Genomic DNA, 23213 nt, shown 5'->3' with positions numbered 1-23213 from the left:
GCCGCGACCGTGAAATTCACTCGCTCATCGTGACCTGCGCCACACCCGCGGAATGCACCATGCCGCTCGACACGAGAAATTCGCCAAATTGACCACTCCCTCTCGCGAAGCGCTCACTCGCATGCAACGAAGACACATCGGATCGCTCGAAGTCTCGATCGTCGGTCTTGGCGGCAACAACTTCGGTCGCCGTCTCGACGCCGATGCCACAGCCCGCGTTGTGCACGCGGCGCTCGACGCCGGCGTCACATTCTTCGATACCGCGGAGTTGTACGGCGATGGCCTCAGCGAGCAATACCTCGGCCGTGCATTACGAGTGAGACGCCGCGACGCCATCATCGCGACGAAGTTCGGCCACAAGAGCGCGCCGCGCGATCGGCGGGGCCAACCAGCGAACGTTCGACGCGCTGCTGACGCGAGCCTGCAGCGACTCGGCACCGACTACATCGATCTCTTTCAGCTCCACTCTCCCGATTCGACGACTCCGATCGCCGAGACCCTCGGTGCCCTCGACGAATTGGTTCGCGCCGGCAAGGTGCGCGAGGTTGGCTGCTCGAACTTCTCCGTCGATCAGATTCGCGAGGCAGAGCACGCAGTGCAGCCGGGACATGCTCGTTCTGTGAGTGTACAAAATGAGTACAGTCTCATCCACCGCGAACCGGAGGCCGATGTGCTCCCCGAATGCGAGCGACGGGGTCTCGCGTTCATTCCGTACTTTCCACTCGCCAGCGGGTTGTTGACCGGGAAGTATCGGAAGGATAGACCCGTGCCGAAGGGCACTCGGCTCGCCGAAGGAAACGACACGCTCTCCGATGAGAATCTCTCCATCGTCGAGGAGCTCGTTCACTTCGCCGAGAGTAGAAAGCACACGCTGCTCGAGCTGTCGTTCGCCTGGCTCCTCGCGCATCCGATGGTCTCCTCGGTCATCGCCGGTGCAACGAAGCCGGAGCAAATACGAGCCAACGCGGCCGCCGCTGATTGGAAGCTGTCAGCCGAGGAACGTGCTGCGGTCGACGCTCTGGCAGTGTATAGTTGAGCACATGTCCGGACCTCTCATGGCGCTCCTGCGCCTCGTGCACATCGTCGCCGGCATCTTCTGGGTCGGCTCTACTCTCGTCCTCGCCGGCTTTCTCATCCCTGCGATTCGCGCCGTCGGACCGAGCGCGGGGCCGCTGATGTCGCAACTCATGCGACAACAACGCCTCCAGCGATGGATCAACATCTCCATGGCGCTGGCAATCCTTGCGGGCCTGGTTCTCTTCGCGATGGATTCGCGCGCCGGTGGCGCTGGCTTCGGGCGTTCACCGATGGGAATGGCGCTCGGGGTTGGTGCGCTGCTCGCGATCATCGCGGCTGGTGTCGACGGCGCCATGGGCCGCCGCGCGGCGCGCAAGCTGGGCGATCTCGCTCAGCAGATGGAATCCCAACGCGGCGGCGGAGCGCCTCCGGCGGAGCTGGTTGCGCAGACGGGACCGCTGCAAGCCAGGCTGGCGCGCGCGCTCACGATCTCCGCGTGGCTGCTGCTGCTGTCCGCGTCGGCAATGGCCGTCGCTCGCTACCTGTAGTCGTTAGGGTAGCGCCGCAACGTAGCCCATGCCGTCCGGCTCCTGGCCGGTTGTTAGGTACCGCAGTACCCGTCGGTTCGCGATGTCGACCTCGGCGATGCGATTCATCGCCGAAAGCGCGACCCATGCGCGCTTCCCATCGGGCGCGATGAGGATGCCCTCCGGCTGCGGCGTCTGTCCCATCGCGCCCAGCATCGTCGGATTCGCCTTCGTCGAGTCGAACGTGAAGGTGATGTGATCGACGGTCCGCTTCGACACGGCATCGATGACGTCGACGGTGCCCGAGCGGATGTTCGAGACAAGGACCCATCGCCCGTCGGGCGTGAAGTGTAGCCGGTTCGGAAACTCACCGGTCGGCATGCTGGCGATCGAATCGAGCGTGTTCGCGTCGAGTACGGTGATGCGATTCAGCGTGCGATCGGCGGCCCACAGCTCCCGCCCATTTGGCGACACGTCGTGACCTTCGGGGCCACGGCCGGTGACGACCGTCCTGATCACGGTGCCCTTGTCGAGGTCCACGAGAGATACACTTCCCGACTGAATGTTCGCCGTCCACGCTCGACGTCCGTCCTTGGCGAGCGTCATGAGATGACCAGGTTGTCCGGTCTCGATGGCGCGATCGATTTTGCCATTAGGCACGTCCACGATGACCAGGGCCTTGGCTTGCTCCGACGTCACGACAACGCGCTTTCCGTCCGGCATCCACGCGATGCCGTGCGGACGAGCATACGGGCCGAGGTCGATCGTGCGCACCGCTTTTCGATGGCGCAGATCGAGCACCGTGAGCGAATTCCCCGCCGTCCGCCCACCGTAGTTCGCCGCGACCGCCCACTGGCCATCCGGCGAGATCGCGATTTCATGCGGCCCGTCACCGACGGGCATCGTCGCGATCGTCCGTCCGTCGGCAAGAGAGATGATCGACGCCGTGGCTTCTGCTTTGTTGAGGACCACGAGTGCTGGTCCTTGTGCCGCGGCGAGAGACCCGATGCTCAGCAGCGCTGACGCGAGAAGGATTGTGCGCATGGCGGAAGAAGTGAGCAGTTGAGTGTCGGACAGCCTGCTTGTCAAGGCAGCTTCAGCTCGAATAGTACGCGGCATTCTCCTCGATGTACCCCTTCGTTAGGTCGCACCCGTACGCGCGAGCGCTCGCGGCGCCCACGCCCAGCGACACCTCGAGATCGACAACTTCCTCGCGAAGTGCCGTCCGCACAATCGCGTCATCGAAGTCGAGTCGCGAGCCGCCTCGCACGACCTGATGTCCGTTGATCCACGCGTCGGTGGCCCCCGGACGAATCGTACAATCGAAGCATTTGCCGACGGCCATCAAGAGCCGGCCGACATTCGGGTCCGCACCGTGCACCATCGTCTTCACCAGCGGTGAATTCACGAGGGATTTTGCCACTCGGCGTGCGTCGCTCTCGGTTGCTGCTCCCCGCACCGTGGCGCGAAGAAGATGCGTTGCGCCTTCGCCATCGCGCGCGAGGATCTCGGTCATGCGGATACTGCCGGTGTTTAGCGTTTCCTGAAATGTGCGCTCCGATACCTCGCCGGCGAGGCCATTCGCGAGGATCGCACAGGTATCGGAAGTGCTGGTGTCGGTGTCGACCGAGAGCATGTTGAACGACAGCTGGGCCGCCTCGACGAGCATCCGATGCAGCGTTGCCGCCTCGAGCCGCGCGTCGGTGAAGATGTACGACAGCATCGTTGCCATCGCCGGCTCGATCATTCCCGAGCCCTTCGCGACCCACGTGATCGTCGAACCGCCAACGCTCGCCGAGAGAGCCTTGGGATGCGTGTCCGTCGTCATGATCCCGGCCGCCCCGACGAGCGGATCGTGCTGAAGTTCGGAGGCCATGCCGCGTAGCCCTGCCTCGATTTTTTCGATCGGCAGGCGAACACCTATGACGCCGGTGGAGCTCACGAGCATGCGATCTCCCGACGTTCCGATCTCCGACGCCGCCGCGGTCGCCATGCGATGGACGTCTGCCAGCCCGCCCTCGCCGGTCGCGACGTTGCTCACCTTGCTGTTTACGACCACGCCGCGCAGCCGCCCGCCGCGGATCGTTTCCCGTCCGACGATTACCGGCGCGCCAGGAAAGTGATTGCGCGTGAATATCGCCGCCGCGGCGGCATCGACGTCGCTGACGAACAGGGCGAGATCTTTTCCCTCGTTCTTGAGCCCAGCCAATCGGCTGGCGCAGCGAAATCCGCGCGGAAAGCGCGGAGGATCGTGAAAGACGATGTCACTCATCGGTGCACAAGATAGCGCACGGCTGCCCACTCCCCGATCGAGCACCGCAGCACAAAACCCGAGATCGCCGGTCAGAATGGCGTAGATGGTCCGCGGCGCTCGTGCTCGCTCACGTTCGGCGATGGATTAGGGGTCAGCCATGGAGATGGGTGTCTTCATTTGGAGGTCTCGGGATCTTGCGAAAAGGCACCTGTGAGAGAGACCTTGTATACAAATCCAAACGCGGAGGTCGGGATGCGTGACGCACGGGCACTGTCGGTTGCTAAGACTCTCATCGCCGTCGCGGCGGCTGCCGCCCTGGGCGGCTGCTTCCACGTTCCCCTCCGCGCTCGCGAGAATGGGCGTGAGCTCGGCTACGGGACGGAGTCGTCGGTCATCTATGGCCAGCATAGCGCCGCGTCGACGCGCCGGATGCAAAGCGCGCTACGCAGTAGTGCGATGGGCTGGCAGGCGGCACAACCGTTCTCGCCGTTCGGCGACTGGAGCTGGTGAACGAGCCGAGGGCCAGCGGCTAGAGCATAGGGGCTAGGGCGTCGTTCCCTAGTCTCTATGCTCCAAATACCCTAGCCCCTCTTACTCGGCTTTGAGTGCCACGAGTGGGTCCACCCGCGTCGCTCGACGTGCCGGCACCAGGCACGCGAGGAAGGCGACGACCATCATGAATACGGCGACGCCGATGAACGTCAGCGGATCTGCCGGCTTGACGCCGAAGAGCAGCGACGACGCGAGACGCGTCACCGCCAGCGCGCCTAACAAGCCAGCGACAAGACCAAGCGCGGCGAGCGCCATGCCCTGCCGCAGCACGAGCGAGAGCAAACCCTGCTGGCTGGAGCCAAGCGCCATTCGGATACCCAACTCGCGTCGGCGAACGGCAACGGAGTAGGCGAGCACGCCGTACGTGCCGATTGCGGCGAGCGCGAGGGCCACCACGGCGAAGATGCCTAACAATTGGGCGAGGAACCGCGGCCGACTCACCGAATCGGAGAACACGTCGTCCATGCTGCGGAAGCTCACGATCGGGAGCGTTGGATCGAGCGCGTTGACGGTGCGGCGCACCGTCGTCGCCAGCGCCGCCGGCTCGAGCGGCGACCGAATGACGACGTTCATATTGAGCGGAGCAAAACCTCGCGTCGCCGGCTGCTGCTCGTAATCGAAGTAGAGCTCCGTTCCCGTGCGGGAGTCGACCCCGCCCTGCTTCACGTCTTTCAAGACGCCGACGATCGTGAACCACACCTTCGACCCACCAGGCTGAACGCGTCGACCTACTGGGCTGGTGTTCTCGTAAAAGAGCTTCGCCATCGTCTGGTTGATCATCACCACGGGCGTCGAGAGCGGCCCGTCGGATGGCCCGAATGCGCGGCCAGCGACGACCGGAATGCCCATCGTCGAGACGTAATTCGACGTCACATACTGGTAGTAGTCGACGTTCTGCGCCGGACCGTTCGGCGTCGGGACGTATCCCTCGATGCTCGTATCATTGGCATTCACCTGCCGCCGCGGTGGCAGCCCACTCATCGCCGCCACGGATTGCACACCCGGCACTGCCCCGAGCCGCCCCGTCAGATCGTTGAAGAAGGCGACGGGCCGAGTGCTGTCTCGATACGTCGCCAACGGAAGCACGACGCCGAAGGTCGTGAGATGCGAGTGATCGAAACCAGAATCGACCCGCATCAGGTTCCAGAAGCTGCGCAGCAATAGCCCCGCGCCGACCACGAGCATAACGGCGAAAGCCATTTCCGCGACGACGAGTCCCCGGCGAACGCGATTGCGCGATGCGGCCGCTGTCGTGCGACTCCCCGCGTCGCGTAGCGTCAGGCCGATGCTGCGCGTGCTCAGATGCAGCAGCGGCGCGAGGCCGAATAGCAAACCGGTCGTGATCGAGAGCAGCAACGTGAAGAGCAACACTCGACCATCCAGCGCGACCGATGACGCGCGCGGGATGCTTCCGGCGTTGGCAGCGACGAGAGCGTGGACTCCCCAGTAGGCGAGCGCGAGACCAGCGAGACCGCCCGCGAGCGAGAAGACGAGGCTCTCCGTCACGAACTGCCGCATCAGCCGCCCACGCCCCGCGCCTAACGCGGCGCGAACCGCGAGCTCCTTGTGCCGGGTCTCGGCACGCATGAGCATGAGATTCGCCATGTTCGCGCACGCGATGAGCAGTACGAGGCCGACAGCCGCCTGGAGCACGACGAGCGCCGTGCCGATGCTTCCGACCACGTCCTTCTGCAGGTCGTCGTAGCGCAGACGGTGCTTTGTCGTCGTCGGCGTGTGAACAAATCCCGGCGCGCCGGGTGCCGCGTTTGGATCGGCGCCATCCTGCGCCGGCCATTGCGCGAGGAGCGACTGCAACTCCACTCTGGCCCGCGCGAGCGTCACGTTAGACGCGAGACGGCCGATGAGCAGCAGGAAGTGGCCGCCGCGATACTGCTGTCGCTGCGCTGGATCTAGCGTCAGCGGCAGCCAGATCTTGACATTCTGATCGTGGACATCGAATCCGGGTGGCATCACACCAACGACCGTCGTCTTCACGCCGTCGACGTCGATCTGTCGGCCGACGATGTCGCGCTCACCGGCGAACGTGCTCTGCCAGAGCTCGGACGAGAGCACGGCAACCGGGGCGGCGTTGGGCCGTGTCTCTTCGTCCGTGAAGGCACGGCCCATTCGCGGTGAGACGCCCAATGTATGAAAGAGACTCGCGGTGGCGATGCCCGAGTTGACGCGCGCCGGCGGCTGCCCTGCCGCGCCGATGTTCACCGCACTGGTGACATACGCGCCGACGTCGGAGAAGGAGCGGTTTCGCTCGTGGAACTCCAGGTACTCGGCCGCGTCGACGGGAAACTGGTCGAAGCCGAGTGTGGGGAACTGACTGGTGATGAAGACCAGCTGGTTGGAATGAGGGAATGGCAGCGGCTCGAGCAAGACGCCGTTGACGACGCTGAAGATCGCCGTATTCGCGCCGATGCCTAACGCGAGCGTGAGAATGGCGACGAGCGCGAAGCCGGGGGCGCGCGTCACGCTGCGTATCGCCCAGCGCAAGTCCTGCATGAGTCGATCGAGCGACTGTCCAGACCACATATCGCCGGTGACCTCGCGAACCGTCGTGACGTCGCCGAACTCGCGGCGCGCGTTGCGTGCGGCCTCCTCGGGTGACTCGCCGCGCGCGATGCGATCGCGCGTCGCCATCTCGAGGTGGGCGCGAATCTCGTCGTTCAGGTCCTCGTTGCGTCGATCGTGGCTGCGCCAGAATGGACTCATGTCTCCTCCTGCGGCGGCGGCACGAAGATGCCGCTGATGGCCTCCGACAGCTGCTCCCATTTCGATCGTTCCGCGGCGAGCCGCTTCTTACCGGACGGCGTTAGGCGATACACGCGCACGCGCTGGCGGTTCTCGGAAATCTCCCACGATGCCGCGATCGAACCTTCTCGCTCGAGCCGATGCAGCGCGGGATAGAGCGAACCAGTGTCCACCTGAAGCACGCCGCGCGAGTTCGTGCGGATCATTTGCACGAGTCCGTATCCGTGTCGCGGCCCCCAACGGAGGGTCTGCAGCACGATCATGTCGAGCGTGCCCTGAAGAAGCTCGATCCGTGAAAGAGGCATCGAGAGAAAGGGGCTAGGGGCGAAGGGTGTAGAGAAACTACACCCGTATGGGTGTATGATGTCTACATCCTCGGTTGGCGTCAACAGCCGTCATTCGGAGACAGCCGGAAGCTGCTTCTTGCCTGGACTCCAGCGTCCGTTTTCGGGACCGCCGATCCCACAAGCGAACGTCGAGCGCCTTGGGTGAGAAACCAAGCCGTTGTGGTCACGGTAGTTGGACAACCTTGGCGACGGCACGGCTGTTCCATATCACCCTCTACTTTCCACACTCTAGCTCCGCCCTCTTCGCTCCACGCTCGACGCACAATTCCACCAACCTCCACGTGGACACCCTGCTCCGCGACATTCGCTATTCGACGCGCAAGCTGATGCGCACGCCTGGCTTCACCACCATCGTCGTCGGCACGCTGTCGCTGGCCATCGGCGCGACGACCGCCGTGTTCAGCATCGTCAATGGCGTTCTGCTCGAGCCGCTCCCACTGCGTGACCCATCGCGTGTCGTGTCGGTCTCCTCCGTCGGGCGCGATGGACAGCGAAATCCGATGTCGTTGCCGGATTTCACAGACTATCGCGCGGACAGCAGGCTCGTGTCGGCCATGTCGGGCATCGATGGCGGCACCCACAATCTCACGGCGACGGACGGCGATCCCATTCGGCTCACCGGCGCTCGCGTTAACGCCAACTTCTTCGACATCCTCGGTATCTCGCCACTCCTCGGTCGCGGCTTCGTTCGCGGTGACGACGCAAAGGCTGCGGCCTTCACCGTCGTGCTCTCCGAGGCGCTGTGGCGATCTCACTTTGGAAGCGACCCCGCCGTCATCGGACGGCAGTTGATCATCGACGGCCGGCCGCACACGGTGCTCGGCGTCGTTCCCCGCATCGACATTCCACGGGACAACGACGTCTGGCTTCCGTTGATTCCCGAGAATGGCGAGGACGACCCGTCCAATCGCGGTGCGCATTTCCTGCGCGGCGTCGGACGGCTCGCTCCGACCGCGACGGTCGAGCGTGCCGCGCTCGAGCTCTCGCAGATCGCGCGACGCCTGGCGCAACAATATCCCGAGAGTAACGCGAATTTCGGAGCGACCGTGATTCCGTTGCGCGAGGCGATCGTCGGGAACGTACGCCCGGCGCTCGTCGTCATGCTCGCCGGTGTCGGCTTCGTGCTCCTGATCGCGTGCGCGAACGTCGCCAATCTGCTGCTCGTACGCGCGTCGACGCGCGAGACCGAGATCGCGGTCCGCACTGCGTTAGGCGCTGGCCAGCGCCAGCTCGTGCGTCAGCTCGTGACGGAGAGCATGCTCCTCGCGCTGGGTGGCGCTGTCGTCGGGACGGCGCTCGCCGCCTGGGCCGTCGACGGCGTGAAGACCTTCGGTCCGCGCGGCGTACCGCGGCTCGCAAACGTGACGATCGACGCACGTGTTCTCATCTTCAGCGTCGTCGTCGCGATCGTCGCGGGTTTGCTCTTCGGCCTCGCCCCCGCACTCCATGCCGCGAAGACCAACGTTGGGCAAATGCTCAAGGAGAGCACACGCGGTTCGAGCGGGCGACGCGGTACGCGCCGTACGCGCGGGGCCCTCGTTGTCGCCGAGATGGCGCTCGCGGTCATTCTTCTCATCGGTGCCGGGCTGCTCGCGCGAAGCTTCGTCGCGCTGACGAACGTAAATCCCGGCTACCGCCCCGAGAATGTCGTGACGATGAGCGTGTCCCTGCCGAATACGAAGTACCCATGGGATCAGCAAGCGATCAATTTCGTCGATCAGCTTCTCGAGCGCGTGCGACAGTTACCCGAGGTGCAATCCGCGGCGGTGGCATTCGGCCGCCCGCTCTCGGAGGACGGAATGCGCATCACGTTCGAGCGCACCGATCGGCCGCCAAGCACGCCCGATAAACGCCTGGTCGCGGATGTCCGCGTCGTCACGCCCGCTTTCTTCTCGACGCTCCGAATTCCGATCGTTGCCGGTCGTGGCTTGCAAGCCACCGACCTGCCTAACGCGCCGCAAGCAGTCGTCGTCAGCGAGGCATTCGTGAAACAGTTCTATCCTAACGAGAACGCGCTCGGCAAGCACATCGTGCTCGGCTGGGGACGCCAGCGCTCGGCGAACAAGGCCGACACGGTCACGGCGGGCGGCGAGATCGTCGGCATCGCGGGGGACGTGAAATCGTTCGGTGCGAATGAAGCCGCGCCCTCGACGGTCTACGTGCCGTTCGACCAGGGACCGATCGGTGATCTGAGCGTGCTGGTTCGCGCCACGGTCTCGCCGTCGCTCACCATCAACGGCACGCGCGCGGCCATCAAGGAAGTGGATGGCGACCTGCCCGTTTTCGACGTCAAGACGATGACCGACGTCGTGTCCGATTCCGTAGCGCAGCCGCGGTTCTACGCAATCCTCCTCGGCTCCTTCGCCGGTATCGCACTGCTGATCGCCGCGTTAGGCATCTATGGCGTGATCTCATACGCAGTGAGCCAGCGGACCCGCGAGCTCGGCATTCGCATTGCCCTCGGAGCCCAGAGTGAGCGTGTGGTTCGCCTCGTTATCGGGCAGGGATTGACGCTCACGCTGTTCGGCATCCTCATCGGGATTGCCGGCGCATTCGTTCTGACCCGACTCATCGCGACGATGCTCTTTGGCGTTGCCCCGGCGGACCCTTTGACCTTTGTGGGAGTAGCAACGGTGTTCGTGCTCGTCGCATGTCTGGCGAGCTATCTCCCCGCACGTCGGGCCGCTGGCGTGGATCCCATCATCGCCATGCGCGCGGAGTAATCTTAGTGGCATGAGACATTCGGCATTGTCCATCGCGACCGCGCTGGTGCTCGTGTCCAGCGCGGCCGCCGGCGCGCAGTTACCCGGTGGCGGCAGTCGCATGGGAGTCGGCAGGTCACCAGGCCGCGACGATCCCAGCATGAAGGAAATCGGCCCAGCGCTCGAGCTGCGTCTCGCCAACGGCGTCAACATCATCATCGCCCACGCGAGGGATCTATCCCTCACCACTGAGCAGCTGGCCCGCGTCGCGGTGATCAAACGCCGACTTGATTCGCTGAATGCGCCGTTGATGCGCGAGCTCGACTCGCTCGGAGAGGCCAAGCGCCAGCGCGCCGAACCAATGCGCTCGAAGGGTGACCTGCCTGAGCCGGGCGACCCCAACGTCGAGCGCACGCTCGACACGCTGCGATCGAACATGCACAGCGCCGAGCAGGACGCGTACGAGGTGCTGTCGGGGGAACAACTGCAGCACGCCCTGCAGATGGTCAAGGAGGCGCGCACGAACGCCGCGCTGACGACCGGGCGCGACCACCCGCCGGAATAGGTCGGTCGTTAGGCCTCGCAGACTTGCCTCGGGCACTAGAATCCAGAGTCTGCAATCGAGCCACTGACACAAGTGTCCACCGAAGCGATACGTGACGGCACGCCCGCCGCATCGCCACCGCGACCGGCCCAGGCCGATTCGGAGATCGAGGAGTATCGCTGGCTGATCCTCCTCGGCCTGATCACGGCGGCGATCATGGAAGTGCTCGACACGACGATCATCAACGTCGCCCTCCCGCAAATGGCGGGTAATCTCGGCGCGACGATCCAGGAGATCGCGTGGGTGAGCACTGGCTATATCCTCTCCAACGTCGTCGTGCTGCCGATGACCGCCTTTTTCACGGCAACGTTCGGACGGAAGAACTACCTCGCCTTCTCCATCATGCTCTTCGTCGTCGCGTCTTTTCTCTGCGGCACATCGAGCAGTCTTGGCGAGCTCATATTGTGGCGCGTGGTTCAGGGCGCCGGGGGCGCCGCCCTTCTCTCGACGGCGCAGGCAACGCTGCGTCAGATCTTTCCGCGCGAGCAGCAGGGCTTGGTGCAAGCGATCTTCATCATGGGGATCATCGTGGCGCCAACCCTCGGGCCGACGCTCGGCGGCTGGATCACCGACAACTATCACTGGGGCTGGTGCTTTTTCATCAACATTCCGATCGGCATCGTCGCGGTCTTTCTCGTCACGAGCTTTCTGCACGACCCACCGCACGCGAAGCGACGAAGCGGTCCGATCGATTGGGTCGGTATCAGTTTGCTGACCGTCGGGCTCGCGTCGCTCCAGTACGTGCTCGAGGAAGGTCGGGAGAAGGATTGGTTCAACGACGCGCTGATCATTCGATTGAGCCTCGTTGCCGGCATGGCGTTGACAGCCATGCTGTGGTGGGAGCTATCGCCCCGAAACGAACATCCGGTCGTGAACTTCCGGATCCTCAAGAACCGCGATCTTGCGGGCTCGATCTTCCTGTTCGTGACGATGGGCTTTGGCCTGTACGGCGGCGTCTTTCTCTACCCGCTGTTCACGCAGAACCTTCTCCATTTCACGCCGACCGAGACGGGGCTGACGTTGATGCCAGGTGGTATCGCGACGGCCTGCACCGCGATCGTTTGCGGACGTCTCCTGAACGGCGCACGGCCGCTCGTCGACGCGAGAATCCTGATCTATATCGGCGTCGCCATCTTCGTGTACTCGATGTGGCAACTCGGCCACCTAACGACAGTCGCCGGTGAAGCGGACGCGCGCTATCCGCTGATCATTCGCGGTATCGGGCTGGGCTTCCTCTTCACGCCGATCAACAACGTCGCGTACGCGAACCTCAAGCCGAGCGAAGCGCAGCAGGCATCTGGCATGATCAACCTGGCGCGCCAGCTGGGTGGCTCCTTTGGCATCGCGATCATTACGACCTACCTGCAGGGTCGCACGGCGCTCCACCGCGCCGATCTCGTCGCGAACACGTATGCGGCGAACCCCGCGTTCATCGAGCGATTCCAGGGCGCGCTGTCGCACTTCATAGCGTTGGGCTTCTCGTACGTCAAAGCTCAGGCCGCGGCGTACGCCGCCGTCGACCAGGCGCTCACGGCGCAGGCGCTGATGCTCAGCTACAACGATACGTGGATGCTCATCCTGAAGAGCTTCCTGCTCACCACTCCCGCGATTCTCTTGCTTCGCAAGCCCCGCGGCGGCACAGGAATGGGTGAAGCGCACTGACCCGAGAAGGGGCTAGGGGCTAGGGAGTAGGGTTTGCCTCTTTAGCCCTAGACTCTAGGCCCTAGTCGTTCACATGCGTACATCCCGTCGTGCGCCGCGAGTCGGCGAGCTGCGTAATCTTCCATTCGCCGCCGACCTTGAGGAGCATGAACGCGTCGACGCCGCAGTGACTGAAGGCGTCGTTGCGATGGAAGGTGTAATAGGCCCAGACTTGCGCGACGTCGCCGTCGATGCGCACCTCCGGATCCCAGATGCGTTCGTTCCAGACGTCTCCCGCAGGCGCGGAGGCGATCGAGGCGCCGAAACGCTCGGGAGGCGTTAGGCGGACGGCCGGTGGGTTGCTTCTCGCCGCAACGCCGACGAGCCGCGCGCTCGTATCGAAGGCCTGACGCAAAAGCGCGGTGTCTCGCGTCCGCATGGCGGTAAACACCTTCTGAACCGTGGCCAGTATGGCACTTTTCTCGGCGTCTTGCGCGCGAACAGGCGAGCTGGCGCCCAGGAGTATCGAGAGAGCGAGCAATGAACGGAGCCGCATCTGGGGATTGGTGAGATGGGTGGTTGATGGAGTGCTATACTGTACAGCCCGATCCGCGAATCACCAGCCGGACGGGTTGGGCGCGAAACGACGGCGCGGCGACGGCGTATCATTGAGAGAGCCATTCAACCTTTCGCGACGCGATTCCGATGGGCCTCTTCTCCCTCTCTCGCTGGCGTCCCGCTCAGCTGTTCCTCAGCTGGGCTGCCTACTGGACTGCTCTCGTTCTCGTGAGTGTCGGCCCGGCCGTACCGGCCATCCTCCGCGCTACCGCCCCAAAAGGCAAGGGTGAGATCAACGTCAGCTTCGGGGATGGGGCCTTTGTCCTCATTGTGAAGGAGATGGGGCGAATTACCTGGAGCGGGTCGGTCCACACGCTCACCGCGGCGCTCTGGATCGGCGTGCCGCCGCTCATCCTCTGGGCCTTGTGGCTCCGAGCGCGATCCCGCTCCGCGCTCAACGCACCGGCGTCATCTTCACCATGACGACGGCGTGCGCCGGAACCTCGACGGCATACTCGCGGCGGACGCGACCACGATCGGCATGCGCCCAGAGGTCCCTCACCGTCGCAGAATCGGTGCGCAAACCGACGCGTGACAAGTAAGCCGTGATCTTGGCGGGCGTCGCCGAGCGATTGAGGAGCGCCACGGCATGCGCGCCGTCGGCCAGTGGCTTCGACCACACCTGGAGCTCTGGCGTCGGTTCCCACACGAGCATGCCTTGCTTACCTAACGAATCCTGATCAACGGCGATCACCTCGCGATTGAGCAGAATCTCCTTCGTCGCCGGGGACATCGTGCGTACGTCGTGGCCGGCCATCAACGGTGCGGCGAGGATCGCCCAGAGGCTGAAGTGCGCGCGGTATTCATCGTCCGTCATCCCGCCATTCCCGACCTCGAGCATGTCCGGATCGTTCCACGCACCCGGTCGCGCTGCCGAGGCGTGCTGTCCGTCCTGATCGAGGTTCGACAGCATCGACGGCCATTTGTCCTCGATGTCGTCCGTCGTGCGCCAGAGATTGCCGACCGTGGGCGCCCACTCCCAGGGCTGATTCGATCCCCATTCGCAGATACTGAACACAATCTGCCTGCCGGAGTGGGCGAGCGCGTCGCGGAACCTCGCATACTGCGTCGGCGCAACGAGCTGTTCCGCATGGCACCAGTCCTCCTTCACGTAATCGACGCCCCACGCCGCGTACGTACGCGCGTCTTGTTCTTCATGCCCGAGCGTGCCGGGGCGACGCTGGCAGGTCAAGGTTCCCGCGTCGGTGTAGATGCCGAACTTGAGACCCTTTGAATGGACGTAGTCGGCGAGGGCCTTGATGCCATGCGCAAAGCGCGCGCTGTCGGCGACGATTACTCCCTGCGCGTTGCGCGCCACTTGCCAGCAATCATCGATGACGACGTATCGATAGCCAGCGTCGCGCATGCCGCTCGCCGCGATAGCATCCGCCTCCTCCTCGATGAGCTTCTCGCTGACGTTGCAGCCGAAGTGGTTCCAGCTGTTCCAGCCCATCGGCGGCGTGCGCGCGAGGCCGTTGTCGACGGGTGATGGCGAGGCGACGCCGATCAACACGAGCAACGCGAGTGCACTTCCCGCACGCAGCATGTACATGAACTCGAAACTAGCGATCGAGAACTCTCATGTCATCCCGAAAGACCGACGGACGGCGACAGGCCTTACGCAGACTTCTCGATCACGCTCGCCGGAGCCACGACCTCGCTCGTTGGCTCGACGACGCGATCGATGATCCCGTACCGGCGCGCCTCCTCAGCCGACATGTAGTAATCGCGATCGAACTCGCGCTCGATGCGCTCGAGGGGCTGCCCCGAATGCTTGGCGAGCAACTCGAACATCTTCGCGCGCAGGTAGATGATCTCCTTTGCCGCGATCTCGATGTCCGAGGCGGTTCCCTTCGCCGTACCGCCCCATGGCTGATGCATCATGATGCGGGCGTGCGGAAGAGCGCTGCGCTTCCCTTTGCTTCCGGTTGCGAGGAGAAAGCAACCCATGCTCGCCGCCATTCCCATGCAAATCGTGCAGATGGGAGAGGACAGGTGCTGCATCGTGTCGTAAATGGCGAGACCGGCGGAGACGTCGCCGCCCGGCGAGTTGATGTAGAGCTGAATGTCCTTCCCTGGCGCGTCGGCCTCGAGAAAGAGCAGCTGCGCGATGATGATGTTCGCAACGTCGTCGTTGATCTCCGAACCGAGGAAGATGATTCGATCCATGAGCAGACGCGAATAGATGTCATACGTCCGCTCACCACGGTTGGAGCGCTCCACGATATACGGCAGATGCAAGGTCGACATGGGCTCAGGAGTCTGTTGGGTCATCGGAGACAAGCAACGCGTGGGTGAGAGCACGACCGAGCGCACGCGCCGCCGCGGCGGACCGATGGGCACCGTGAACGGCCGGGACCACGCACCAGGCATTGCCCGGAAGCGCGATGACAATCGCTTCGGCGCCGGCGCTGCGTTTGGTGATGCCAGGAAGGGGACGCGCCGTCGTTAGGCTCGCCGCCGCCGCGACCGGCGCGAGCGGGCGCGCCATGACGACGGGTGTCGCCGATCGCCGTACGGCTTGACGGGCGCGGGCATCGAGCACTCGCTCGGCAACGAATCCGACAAGGACGGTCTCGCTTCGGCCACTCATCGCGTCGCGTGCCTCGGCGAGCGTGAGGAGCCCGAGCTGTCCCGCGAGGCGCGCGCCAACCGCTTGCCAGAGGTGACGGAGTGCGTAACGGGCGGCCGAGGTGCGTCCCTCCGGAGCGTCGAGGATCTCCTTCCGGCGGTAGAAGTGCACCGTGTTCACACTGAAGTTGGACGCCGCTGCCTCGTCGAGTCCGAGGGAAACTAGGCAATCACCGACGAGCCGCGCGACGTCGTCCGCCTCGAGCGGCATCGACGGATCCGGCACCGCGCGCGCACGCCACTCGTCGAGCTCACGCTCGACCTCGGCTCGCGCCGCGCTTCGCGACGCCAATCCGGCGTCGAGGCGTCGCGGCGCACGGCGCTGCGCGCGCACGGGTGACCGATCGCCGGACATCAGTCTAAGGCCGTGCCGCTGGACGAACGGGCGCGATTGACTCCACCGGCGAGCGCGCGGCGTCGATCGCTTCCGCGGTTGCAATCACGAGGCGGAGCTGAAGGACCGTGGCTTCGTGCTCGAGCGGTCCGAGCTGCGTCGGAGTGAAGCGCTGGCTCGAGTGTCCAGTGAGTCCAGTACCCGCGGCGCGCTCGACGTCCTCCCACGCTGGTTCGTTAGGCAACGAAGAGGGCTCAACCGGCTCACGCATGATGGATTCGCGCCCGAGCAGCATGCGTCTCACGTTGCCGTTAGGTGCCCGCGCAGCGTCGCTCGAACCGAACCCCCGGAGCGTCCCGGGTTCGAATCGAGAGGGATGAGCCGGGAACGGCCGGGCCGGATCGCCAAGGGCAGTGCCGAGGGTCGGTGGCAGCGGGCGCGTGCGCTCCGGCCCGCCAGGCAGCTCACGTCGAAACCGCACCTCGATCAACCCGAGGTCGGGATTGTCTCTGCCACCATCGGGTCCAAACACGCGCTCGTCGCCCTCCGCGACCACGGTGAATCGCCCGTCCTCGTCAGGCGTGATCGGACGCTCGAGCTCCTCCGTGCAATACGCGTCGATGACGAGCCCTCCCGCCGTCACCGTGCGTCCGTCGACACTGACATCCGCGACGCAGCGAAGAGGGCCGAAATTACGAAGCCGGAGGGCATATACCTGCCCCGGCCGAGCGAGCACGTGGCCCGATCCCGTCTCGCGAACGCCGATGCCTTTTCCGCGCGATACGACTTCGACAGCAAAATCCCCGATACGCATAGAGTGGCTCCGAATGCGACCTGATTGAACTCTAGTACTGGTACCAAAGTGGTGTCAAGAGAAAGGGGCTGGGATGGGGACGAGGGTTATAGCCATAGCCCTCGTCTCTTTACCCTAGCGCCAGCCCCTATTCCCTAGCCCCGAGCCCCTAGTCCCTCTGCGGTGTGCGTCTTGCCGTTCCCCGTTTCCCACCCATCGGAGGCCGGACATGGAGATGGAATCGCTGCACGAGTTGTACGTGTCGGAGTTGAAGGATCTGTACAGCGCCGAAAAGCAGATCGTCAAAGCGCTGCCGAAAATGGTGAAGAATGCCAGCAATGCTCAGCTGAAGAGGGCATTCTCCGATCATCTGGACGAGACCGAAGGTCACGTCGAACGACTCGAGAAGATCTTCGCGATGCTGGGCGAAAAAGCGGGGGGGAAGAAGTGCAAAGGCATGGAGGGCCTGATCGAAGAGGCGAAAGAGCTGCTCGAGGAAGATGCTTCGGAAGAAGTGCTCGATGCGGGACTGATCTCGAAAGCGCAGCACGTGGAGCATTATGAGATGGCCGGCTACGGTACCGTGCGCACCTATGCGAAGGAGCTTGGCTTCACCGACCACGCAAAGCTGCTTCAGCAGACACTCGATGAAGAGGGCAAGGCGAACGAGCTGCTGACGCAGATTGCGGAAACGACGGTCAACGCGGAGGCTGAAGAAGGCGCGGACGAGACGACGAGCCGGCGAGGCGACCGACAGGTCACGAGAACGGTCGCCAGCGAAGGCGGGCGCACTCGACCCAGCAGCGGTGGTCGAGGGAAGCCGCGCTCGACATCGCGCGCGTCGCGAACGCGCTAGAATCGCGAAACCGTAAAGCGGCGATCGCTAAGACTCATTAACAAATCAGCGAGTGTGAGAATTGTCACGGCGCCTCTCGTGCGCCGTGGCTATTCACCCTGCCCAACAGGAAACGGACCACGCATGGACTGCGACCCCGCGCGGGCTCTTTCGCAGCGTGCGTTTTTTTGGTCGTCAACCGGGCCAACGCGGGCACCGCTGATCGGAGAACCACACTTATGAAAAGCTTATCCCTCCGTCTTGTCGCCGCGACCGCGGCGATCCTCGCTGTCGCTGCATGTTCTGATTCAACGTCGTCGACGTCGTCAACACCATCAGTCGCAGCGCAGGAGCTTACGGCGGCCTTTCTCTCGACACCCGCCGGATACAGCGCGACGGACAACAGCTTCTCGCCGAGTGGCGATTCCGGTGAGCCCTGGATGCCCGATCGCAGCGCCAAGGACGACGACGGTCACATGATGGGTGGTGGGATCGGGCCCGAGTTCTTTGGCGGGGTCGCCGTGGGCCATGGCTTTGACCGCGGCCCGTTCGGCTTCGGCTACTTTCTGTTCAACTGCACGTTCTCGAGCACCGATGGTCGCGTGACCTGCGCTCCCGTCGCGCGAGGTGGGCTCACCATCAAACGGTCGTTCGCCTTCAAGGACGCTTCAGGAACCGTTCAACCGTTCCCGAACTTCCAGACGAACACCATCAACGTCGTCGACTCGGTGGACGGTACCGTGACGCGACATGATGGTCGTGTGACGTCCAAGGTCGATCACAGCAGCAGCCGTACGGTGGGCGGACTCGTCTCCGGCAGCACGCAGCGCACGGTGGACGGCGGGTCGAAGGGAACCGAGGAGTCCACGGGAAAGACCGCCGACAGCACGTCGTTCACCTCGTCCCGATTGGTCGCGGATACGATCAAGGGTCTCGTGATTCCGTTGATGGACAATCGCCCGACGTTCCCGACCGCCGGCACGGTGACGCGCATCATGCAGGCGTCGCTCACCCTCGGTAGCAATCCACCAGTGACGAAGTCGCGTACGGAGGTCATCACTTACGACGGCTCGGACACCGCGAAGGTCGTGATCACGAAGAACGGAACGACGAAGACCTGCAAGCTGCCGCTGCCGTTTGGAAAGTTGATTTGCAGCTGAACAACCGAGGGGCTAGGAGCTAGAGCAAAGGGGCTAGGGAGACGATCCCTAGCCCCTTTGCTCTAGCCCCTAGCCCTCCTAAAATTTCGCTTGCACGCCCGCGGTGAGCGTCCGGCCCGGCACCACCGTAAGGTTGTCCGGCTCACCGCGCTGGACGTCGAGAACATTCCGCGCCGCTAGGATGCCCGTCAGGCCGCCGAAGAGCTGTCGCGATGCCCAGGCATCGATACGCGTCACGCCGCCGTATGACCGCCAGTAGCCGCGCAGCAGCTGACCAACAATCGGGTGGTCCGCGGTGGAGAATGCCGACGCGAGCGCGAGCCCATCGTAGTTCAACCAATCGGACGCCCGCGTCGCCGTAAGCGACGCCGACCAGCGACGAGCGGTCCAGGTGCTCGTTAGGCCGGTCGTGAGGGCTGGGACACCCAACATGCGATCGCCCGGTTGCAGGTCGCCTCTGTAACCGAGTGCGAGCTGACGCACGCGGCTATCGACGAGCGACACCGTGCCTGACAGCGACAATGGTCCCCTGGCGATGGCACTCTCGAGCTCCCAGCCGCGATTGGTGATCTCACCGACATTCTGTAGCGCGTACATCAGACGCATCGAGCTTTCATCGCTCGGCAACGGGGTCAGCGACGACGCGATGACCACAGGCTGGATCAGGTTGTACGCATACTGATCGAAGCGCGTCAGGTGAAGCGCAAAGGTGCGTCCGATGAACGCGTCGACTCCGACCTCGAGGCCGGATTGCTCCTCCGGCGCGAGGCTGCGTTGCGACAACGACCGAGGAGCGAGCCACGAAGCACGAAGCGCGGTGCCAGCGGGACGTATTCCCTTCCCGTACGACGCACGCAACTTCGTCGTTACTGGGCCGAAGTCATGAACAGCAGCGCCGCCGATCATCGGCAAGGTTAGAAGTCCGTTGGTCGCCGCGAGCCCGAGCGTTCGCTCCAAACGCAGGCCGCTCGTCGCGAACACCGCGTTTTGCCACGAAGCGTCGATCTGTGCGACGACGCCGGCGTCGCTCTGCCACGTCGTGTAATCGCTCGCCTGCTCGCCTGAGGGCGCCCAGCCGTCGTCGGGCGTGATCTGTTGGAGCGAGGAGTACTCGGCTGCGAACGTTGTCGTCGCGGCGGTACCTGCGCTCGATCCAAAACGCGCGACACTGCTCGCGCGGAGCGTGGCGCGGTTGGCGCTGCCACGGGCCGCGCGCAACGCCGAATCGACTGCCGACGGATTTGGCGTCAGCGCGGCCGAGGCGTCGCCTGACAACGTGTAGCCGTCGAGACCGGCCGTAACGGCCTGCGTCCATCTGCCGCCACTGTTGAATGTCGCCGTCGTGCCTAACGTATACTCGCGCAGCGATTGCGAGCTGGTCGAGGCGACTCGCGTCATTCCACGCGGGGGACCGCCGAAGTCGTGCTGTCCGTTCAGACGCCAGGGTTCCTGCTCCATCGCCGACCGATTGAACTGCAGCATCGATGGCGCGGCGATGAGCGGGCTCGCGCCAGCGCCTGCGTCCTTGGCGTACAGGCGCGCCGTACCGGTCAGTACGGTCCGCGAGCCAATGATTCGGAAGCCGCCATCGGCGCGCGCTTCCCGGCTCTGCGCGTCGGGCACGTAGGAACCAACGCTGCCTAACGTGATCGAGAGCGCCGACGATCTGAGGTCACTCCCGCCACGTAAATCGAGCGTGTGTTCCTGCACGAGCACGGGATGCGCCGCGTAGGCGCTGTGCGTGGCGCCGGCGCTCGTGCGCAGTTGCGCGCCGGCGTCCTCGCCATCGCCGCTATCGTGGCGCATGATGATGTTGATCACACCACCGATCGCATCGGCCCCGTAGAGCGCGGCGCCCTGCGGCCCGCGAATGACCTCGATGCGCTCGACGGCGTCTGGGCTGAGCTCCGTGAGTAGCAGCGGATTCGCGACCTGAATTCCGTCGATGTAGATCTTCGGATAGCTCACCTGGAAAGAGCTCACGCCGCGCAGACTGCCGTACTGGGCGAGCAGGCTGGATGGTCCCTCGTCCCAGAGCCAGAGTCCCGGAACCGCACTGTTTAGCGTCTGCGAAATGGTCCCGCCGCGCTGCGACGCGAGCTCGGAGCGGTCGATCACCGTCACGGCGGATGAGAGCCCACGCTGCGGCACGCCGATCGCGCTGCCAGTGACAACGACGCGATCGAGGACCTTGACGCTCTGCTCGGAGCGCTGCTCACTCTTATGGGGAGCAGCGACCGGTGCGAGTACCACCTGATCGTCGCCGGCGACGACCGGCGCGACGGCGCTTCCATCGAGGAGGTCCGCCAGCACCGAGCCTGCCGCGACGGAATCGTAGGAGACGCAAACACGGCGATCGAGCGTGAGCAGCTCGGAAGAGTACGAGAGGCGAAGCCTCGCGGCGCTCGCAAGGCGATCGAGCGCGTCGCGCAACGCGAGGTCGCGATTGTGCAACGTCACCATGCGATCGAGCGGCGCTGGCCAGCGATGCGACTCCATCGCCGCACCGGCGTGCGCGACGCACGCCGGCTCCGCACGCGAAACTGCGGGCGTGACGAGAAGAAGAAGGCATGTCGCGCGAGCGAGAACCCGCCAGGGTCCCGCTCTCGCACTCGGCGCCGAGCTCATTGCGGTTGTGTGCTCCGCGTGGAAGGACGGACGATCGCGGTGTCACCACGACGCTCGACATCGGCGCCAAGCTCGAGACCGATCGTGCGCAGGACCTGTGCGAGCGGATCCCCGACAAATGTCATCGTTAGGTGCTGGCGTGCGAGTGCGCTGTCGTCGACGAGAAGGACGACGCCGTACCAGCGTCGCAGGCCGCTGCTCACTTCGGAGATGCTCGCCTCGCGGAAGATCAGGCTGTCGCGCATCCAGGCGAGATAGGGCGCGGTCGACGCACCATGCTGCGCAGACACTCGGCCATCGGCCTGAACCATTCCAACGTCACCGGCCATGAGGGCGACGCTGTCGTTCGCGACACCCGCGCGGAGCGAGACCGATCCCGAGGTTACGACGACCCGCACCCGGGCGCCGTTGTCGTTGAGGACGTCGAAGCTGGTGCCGACATCTCTGATAATTGCGCCTCCCGCGCGCACCACGAATGGACGCGTGGTGTCGTGGACGACGTCGAAGTAGGCTTCACCATGCAATTCGACCTCTCGCACTCGCTGGCCTGCGCCATAGCCCGACGCAACGGTCAACTGGCTGCTCGGACCAAGAATCACTCGACCACCATCCGGAAGCCGGAGCGACTCGCGTTTGCCGACAGCCGTTGCAAACGTGCGCGAACTCACACCACCGGCACCCGACGGCGAAGAGACCGCGCTACCCCTGCGTTCCAGCACGGCGCGGGCCGCGAGGATGACAACTGCGGCTGCAGCCAGCAGGGTAACCATTCGCCACGAAGATGCGGTCGTCGTGGTGACGTGCTGGCTGACCGGCCTCAGCGTCGATTTGCGTTCCGTGATTGGGATCGGCTTGTCACGCCGGGCAGCGACGCTCCGCAGCGCGCGCTCGACGTCGACGTCCGATGCGTCGCGCAAGACGAGACTCGCCATCGCCTTGTCGAGCGCGGCCACCAGTTCGGCGTCGGAAGCGTGTTCGTCGAGCCACTGCGCTATCCGCTCCGAGTCGGCGGGAGAGGATTCCCCCGAGAGATAGCGCGCAATTGCCTCCCAATCGATGGGGGCAATCGGCTGGTCGGGTGTCGAGGGGGTGTTCTTCATAGGCTTGTGCTAGGGACACTCCACTCTCAGTGTCCCCTTATCGGAGCAACGGATGTCCTCAAAAATACACAAAGCTCGTGACGAGCACGCCGGCGATTGATGATCGTGAGCTCCTGGCGCGTCTGCGCGCGGGAGAAACGAGCGCGTTCGACGCGATCTTTCGTGCAAACTATGCACTGCTCGTGCGCGTCGCCGAGGCGATGCTGCGAGAGCGCTCGATGGCCGAGGAAATCGCGCAGGACGTGATGCTCGAGCTCTGGCGACGCCGGCAGTCGCTCGACGTCACCGAGTCAGTGCGCGGCTATCTCCTTCAGGCGACGAGGAACAGAACGCTCAACGCGCTGCGGCATCAGGCTATCGAGCGCAAGAGCGAGCCGGAGCTGCTCGAAAGTGCCACTCGGTCGCCATCGACCGACACGGCAGCACGTGAGGGGGAAATCGAGAGCGCCCTTCAGGCTGCGGTCGCCGATCTTCCCGACCGGTGCCGGCAGGTGTTCGAGCTCAGTCGGGTCGATGGGCTCAAGTACGCCGAGATCGCGACGCGCCTGGGAATTTCGGTGAAGACGGTCGAGGTGCAAATGGGCAAGGCGCTGCGCGTTTTGCGCGAGAGGCTCAAGACCTGGCTGCCGGCCGGCGAAAAGCTCTGAGCGATTTCACTTAGATCGCGAAAGGCCATTGGCTACCGGGACTCGCGTGGTCGCGCGTGCATG

21 protein-coding genes are annotated in these 23213 nt (G+C 64.4%); 10 read left to right on the top strand and 11 right to left on the bottom strand.

Annotated features, from left to right (window positions below; translation table 11 throughout):
- Positions 1-121 precede the first annotated feature (121 nt).
- Entirely contained in the window at positions 122-1036 is a 915-nt protein-coding gene (locus tag VGH98_06780; GenBank protein HEY2375665.1) for an aldo/keto reductase, read from the top strand.
- A gap of 4 nt (positions 1037-1040) precedes the next feature.
- Positions 1041-1565 carry a hypothetical protein gene (locus VGH98_06775; GenBank protein ID HEY2375664.1) on the top strand — a complete coding sequence of 175 codons (525 nt, stop codon included), beginning with the start codon at positions 1041-1043 and terminating at the stop codon, positions 1563-1565.
- Positions 1566-1568: 3 nt separating this feature from the next.
- Here the strand turns inward: VGH98_06775 and VGH98_06770 are convergent, their stop codons facing one another.
- Complete coding sequence (locus tag VGH98_06770; protein HEY2375663.1) at positions 1569-2588, bottom strand: beta-propeller fold lactonase family protein; 1020 nt, start codon at positions 2586-2588, stop codon at positions 1569-1571.
- Positions 2589-2640: 52 nt separating this feature from the next.
- Positions 2641-3816: a bifunctional glutamate N-acetyltransferase/amino-acid acetyltransferase ArgJ gene (gene argJ, locus VGH98_06765; GenBank protein ID HEY2375662.1), complete on the bottom strand. Its 1176-nt coding sequence runs from the start codon at positions 3814-3816 to the stop codon at positions 2641-2643.
- A gap of 234 nt (positions 3817-4050) precedes the next feature.
- Between argJ and VGH98_06760 the strand changes: the two genes are divergently transcribed.
- Entirely contained in the window at positions 4051-4308 is a 258-nt protein-coding gene (locus VGH98_06760; GenBank protein HEY2375661.1) for a hypothetical protein, read from the top strand.
- An 81-nt stretch (positions 4309-4389) separates the two neighbouring features.
- Here VGH98_06760 and VGH98_06755 read toward each other — a convergent pair whose 3' ends face one another.
- Both VGH98_06755 and VGH98_06750 read right to left on the bottom strand, forming a co-directional pair.
- On the bottom strand, positions 4390-7071 hold the full coding sequence (locus VGH98_06755) for an ABC transporter permease (protein ID HEY2375660.1): 2682 nt from the start codon (positions 7069-7071) through the stop codon (positions 4390-4392).
- Positions 7068-7415, bottom strand: a complete 348-nt coding sequence (locus VGH98_06750) for a PadR family transcriptional regulator (GenBank protein ID HEY2375659.1) — start codon at positions 7413-7415, stop codon at positions 7068-7070. The genes VGH98_06755 and VGH98_06750 overlap by 4 nt, the downstream gene beginning before the upstream one ends.
- Positions 7416-7738: 323 nt before the next feature.
- On the opposite strand from VGH98_06750, the gene VGH98_06745 reads away from it, so the two are divergent.
- From VGH98_06745 to VGH98_06735, 3 genes are all read left to right on the top strand, one after another.
- The gene (locus tag VGH98_06745) at positions 7739-10180 is read left to right on the top strand and encodes an ABC transporter permease (protein ID HEY2375658.1); all 2442 of its coding nucleotides are present in this window, start codon (positions 7739-7741) and stop codon (positions 10178-10180) included.
- Positions 10181-10205: 25 nt separating this feature from the next.
- Positions 10206-10724 (top strand): hypothetical protein, encoded by a 519-nt coding sequence (locus VGH98_06740; protein ID HEY2375657.1) that lies wholly within the window; start codon positions 10206-10208, stop codon positions 10722-10724.
- Positions 10725-10796: 72 nt separating this feature from the next.
- The gene (locus VGH98_06735) at positions 10797-12425 is read left to right on the top strand and encodes a DHA2 family efflux MFS transporter permease subunit (protein ID HEY2375656.1); all 1629 of its coding nucleotides are present in this window, start codon (positions 10797-10799) and stop codon (positions 12423-12425) included.
- Positions 12426-12486: 61 nt separating this feature from the next.
- Here VGH98_06735 and VGH98_06730 read toward each other — a convergent pair whose 3' ends face one another.
- Positions 12487-12960 carry a nuclear transport factor 2 family protein gene (locus tag VGH98_06730; protein HEY2375655.1) on the bottom strand — a complete coding sequence of 158 codons (474 nt, stop codon included), beginning with the start codon at positions 12958-12960 and terminating at the stop codon, positions 12487-12489.
- A gap of 149 nt (positions 12961-13109) precedes the next feature.
- Between VGH98_06730 and VGH98_06725 the strand changes: the two genes are divergently transcribed.
- Positions 13110-13445 (top strand): hypothetical protein, encoded by a 336-nt coding sequence (locus tag VGH98_06725; GenBank protein ID HEY2375654.1) that lies wholly within the window; start codon positions 13110-13112, stop codon positions 13443-13445.
- Here VGH98_06725 and VGH98_06720 read toward each other — a convergent pair.
- The 4 genes from VGH98_06720 to VGH98_06705 form a co-directional block, all read right to left on the bottom strand.
- The gene (locus VGH98_06720) at positions 13417-14574 is read right to left on the bottom strand and encodes an alpha-galactosidase (protein ID HEY2375653.1); all 1158 of its coding nucleotides are present in this window, start codon (positions 14572-14574) and stop codon (positions 13417-13419) included. The two genes, VGH98_06725 and VGH98_06720, sit on opposite strands and share 29 nt — an antisense overlap.
- A 65-nt stretch (positions 14575-14639) precedes the next feature.
- Entirely contained in the window at positions 14640-15272 is a 633-nt protein-coding gene (locus VGH98_06715; protein ID HEY2375652.1) for an ATP-dependent Clp protease proteolytic subunit, read from the bottom strand.
- A gap of 4 nt (positions 15273-15276) precedes the next feature.
- Entirely contained in the window at positions 15277-16008 is a 732-nt protein-coding gene (locus VGH98_06710; GenBank protein ID HEY2375651.1) for a hypothetical protein, read from the bottom strand.
- A gap of 4 nt (positions 16009-16012) precedes the next feature.
- Positions 16013-16801, bottom strand: a complete 789-nt coding sequence (locus VGH98_06705) for a hypothetical protein (GenBank protein HEY2375650.1) — start codon at positions 16799-16801, stop codon at positions 16013-16015.
- A gap of 208 nt (positions 16802-17009) precedes the next feature.
- On the opposite strand from VGH98_06705, the gene VGH98_06700 reads away from it, so the two are divergent.
- The gene (locus tag VGH98_06700; protein HEY2375649.1) at positions 17010-17636 is read left to right on the top strand and encodes a ferritin-like domain-containing protein; all 627 of its coding nucleotides are present in this window, start codon (positions 17010-17012) and stop codon (positions 17634-17636) included.
- A 218-nt stretch (positions 17637-17854) separates the two neighbouring features.
- On the top strand, positions 17855-18775 hold the full coding sequence (locus VGH98_06695) for a hypothetical protein (GenBank protein HEY2375648.1): 921 nt from the start codon (positions 17855-17857) through the stop codon (positions 18773-18775).
- Between the two features lie 78 nt (positions 18776-18853).
- Here VGH98_06695 and VGH98_06690 read toward each other — a convergent pair whose 3' ends face one another.
- Both VGH98_06690 and VGH98_06685 read right to left on the bottom strand, forming a co-directional pair.
- A complete protein-coding gene (locus tag VGH98_06690) occupies positions 18854-21274 on the bottom strand; it encodes a TonB-dependent receptor (protein HEY2375647.1) in 2421 nt (806 codons plus the stop codon).
- Positions 21275-21399: 125 nt separating this feature from the next.
- On the bottom strand, positions 21400-22503 hold the full coding sequence (locus tag VGH98_06685) for a FecR domain-containing protein (GenBank protein ID HEY2375646.1): 1104 nt from the start codon (positions 22501-22503) through the stop codon (positions 21400-21402).
- 77 nt (positions 22504-22580) lie between these two features.
- On the opposite strand from VGH98_06685, the gene VGH98_06680 reads away from it, so the two are divergent.
- Positions 22581-23150: an RNA polymerase sigma-70 factor gene (locus tag VGH98_06680; GenBank protein HEY2375645.1), complete on the top strand. Its 570-nt coding sequence runs from the start codon at positions 22581-22583 to the stop codon at positions 23148-23150.
- The last annotated feature ends 63 nt before the right edge of the window (positions 23151-23213 follow it).

Source organism: Gemmatimonadaceae bacterium (genome assembly GCA_036496605.1).
Lineage (GTDB): Bacteria > Gemmatimonadota > Gemmatimonadetes > Gemmatimonadales > Gemmatimonadaceae > AG2.
The sequence above is the reverse complement of the archived record's forward strand: the minus strand, read 5'-3'. Positions and strand labels throughout refer to the sequence as shown.

Bases quoted from the DNA above. Each gene is read 5' to 3' on its own strand.
- VGH98_06780 (HEY2375665.1), top strand. From the start codon at position 122: ATGCAACGAAGACACATCGGATCGCTCGAAGTCTCGATCGTCGGTCTT.
- VGH98_06775 (HEY2375664.1), top strand. From the start codon at position 1,041: ATGTCCGGACCTCTCATGGCGCTCCTGCGCCTCGTGCACATCGTCGCC.
- VGH98_06770 (HEY2375663.1), bottom strand. From the start codon at position 2,588: ATGCGCACAATCCTTCTCGCGTCAGCGCTGCTGAGCATCGGGTCTCTC.
- argJ (HEY2375662.1), bottom strand. From the start codon at position 3,816: ATGAGTGACATCGTCTTTCACGATCCTCCGCGCTTTCCGCGCGGATTT.
- VGH98_06760 (HEY2375661.1), top strand. From the start codon at position 4,051: ATGCGTGACGCACGGGCACTGTCGGTTGCTAAGACTCTCATCGCCGTC.
- VGH98_06755 (HEY2375660.1), bottom strand. From the start codon at position 7,071: ATGAGTCCATTCTGGCGCAGCCACGATCGACGCAACGAGGACCTGAAC.
- VGH98_06750 (HEY2375659.1), bottom strand. From the start codon at position 7,415: ATGCCTCTTTCACGGATCGAGCTTCTTCAGGGCACGCTCGACATGATC.
- VGH98_06730 (HEY2375655.1), bottom strand. From the start codon at position 12,960: ATGCGGCTCCGTTCATTGCTCGCTCTCTCGATACTCCTGGGCGCCAGC.
- VGH98_06725 (HEY2375654.1), top strand. From the start codon at position 13,110: ATGGGCCTCTTCTCCCTCTCTCGCTGGCGTCCCGCTCAGCTGTTCCTC.
- VGH98_06720 (HEY2375653.1), bottom strand. From the start codon at position 14,574: ATGTACATGCTGCGTGCGGGAAGTGCACTCGCGTTGCTCGTGTTGATC.
- VGH98_06715 (HEY2375652.1), bottom strand. From the start codon at position 15,272: ATGTCGACCTTGCATCTGCCGTATATCGTGGAGCGCTCCAACCGTGGT.
- VGH98_06710 (HEY2375651.1), bottom strand. From the start codon at position 16,008: ATGTCCGGCGATCGGTCACCCGTGCGCGCGCAGCGCCGTGCGCCGCGA.
- VGH98_06705 (HEY2375650.1), bottom strand. From the start codon at position 16,801: ATGCGTATCGGGGATTTTGCTGTCGAAGTCGTATCGCGCGGAAAAGGC.
- VGH98_06700 (HEY2375649.1), top strand. From the start codon at position 17,010: ATGGAGATGGAATCGCTGCACGAGTTGTACGTGTCGGAGTTGAAGGAT.
- VGH98_06695 (HEY2375648.1), top strand. From the start codon at position 17,855: ATGAAAAGCTTATCCCTCCGTCTTGTCGCCGCGACCGCGGCGATCCTC.
- VGH98_06690 (HEY2375647.1), bottom strand. From the start codon at position 21,274: ATGGAGTCGCATCGCTGGCCAGCGCCGCTCGATCGCATGGTGACGTTG.
- VGH98_06685 (HEY2375646.1), bottom strand. From the start codon at position 22,503: ATGAAGAACACCCCCTCGACACCCGACCAGCCGATTGCCCCCATCGAT.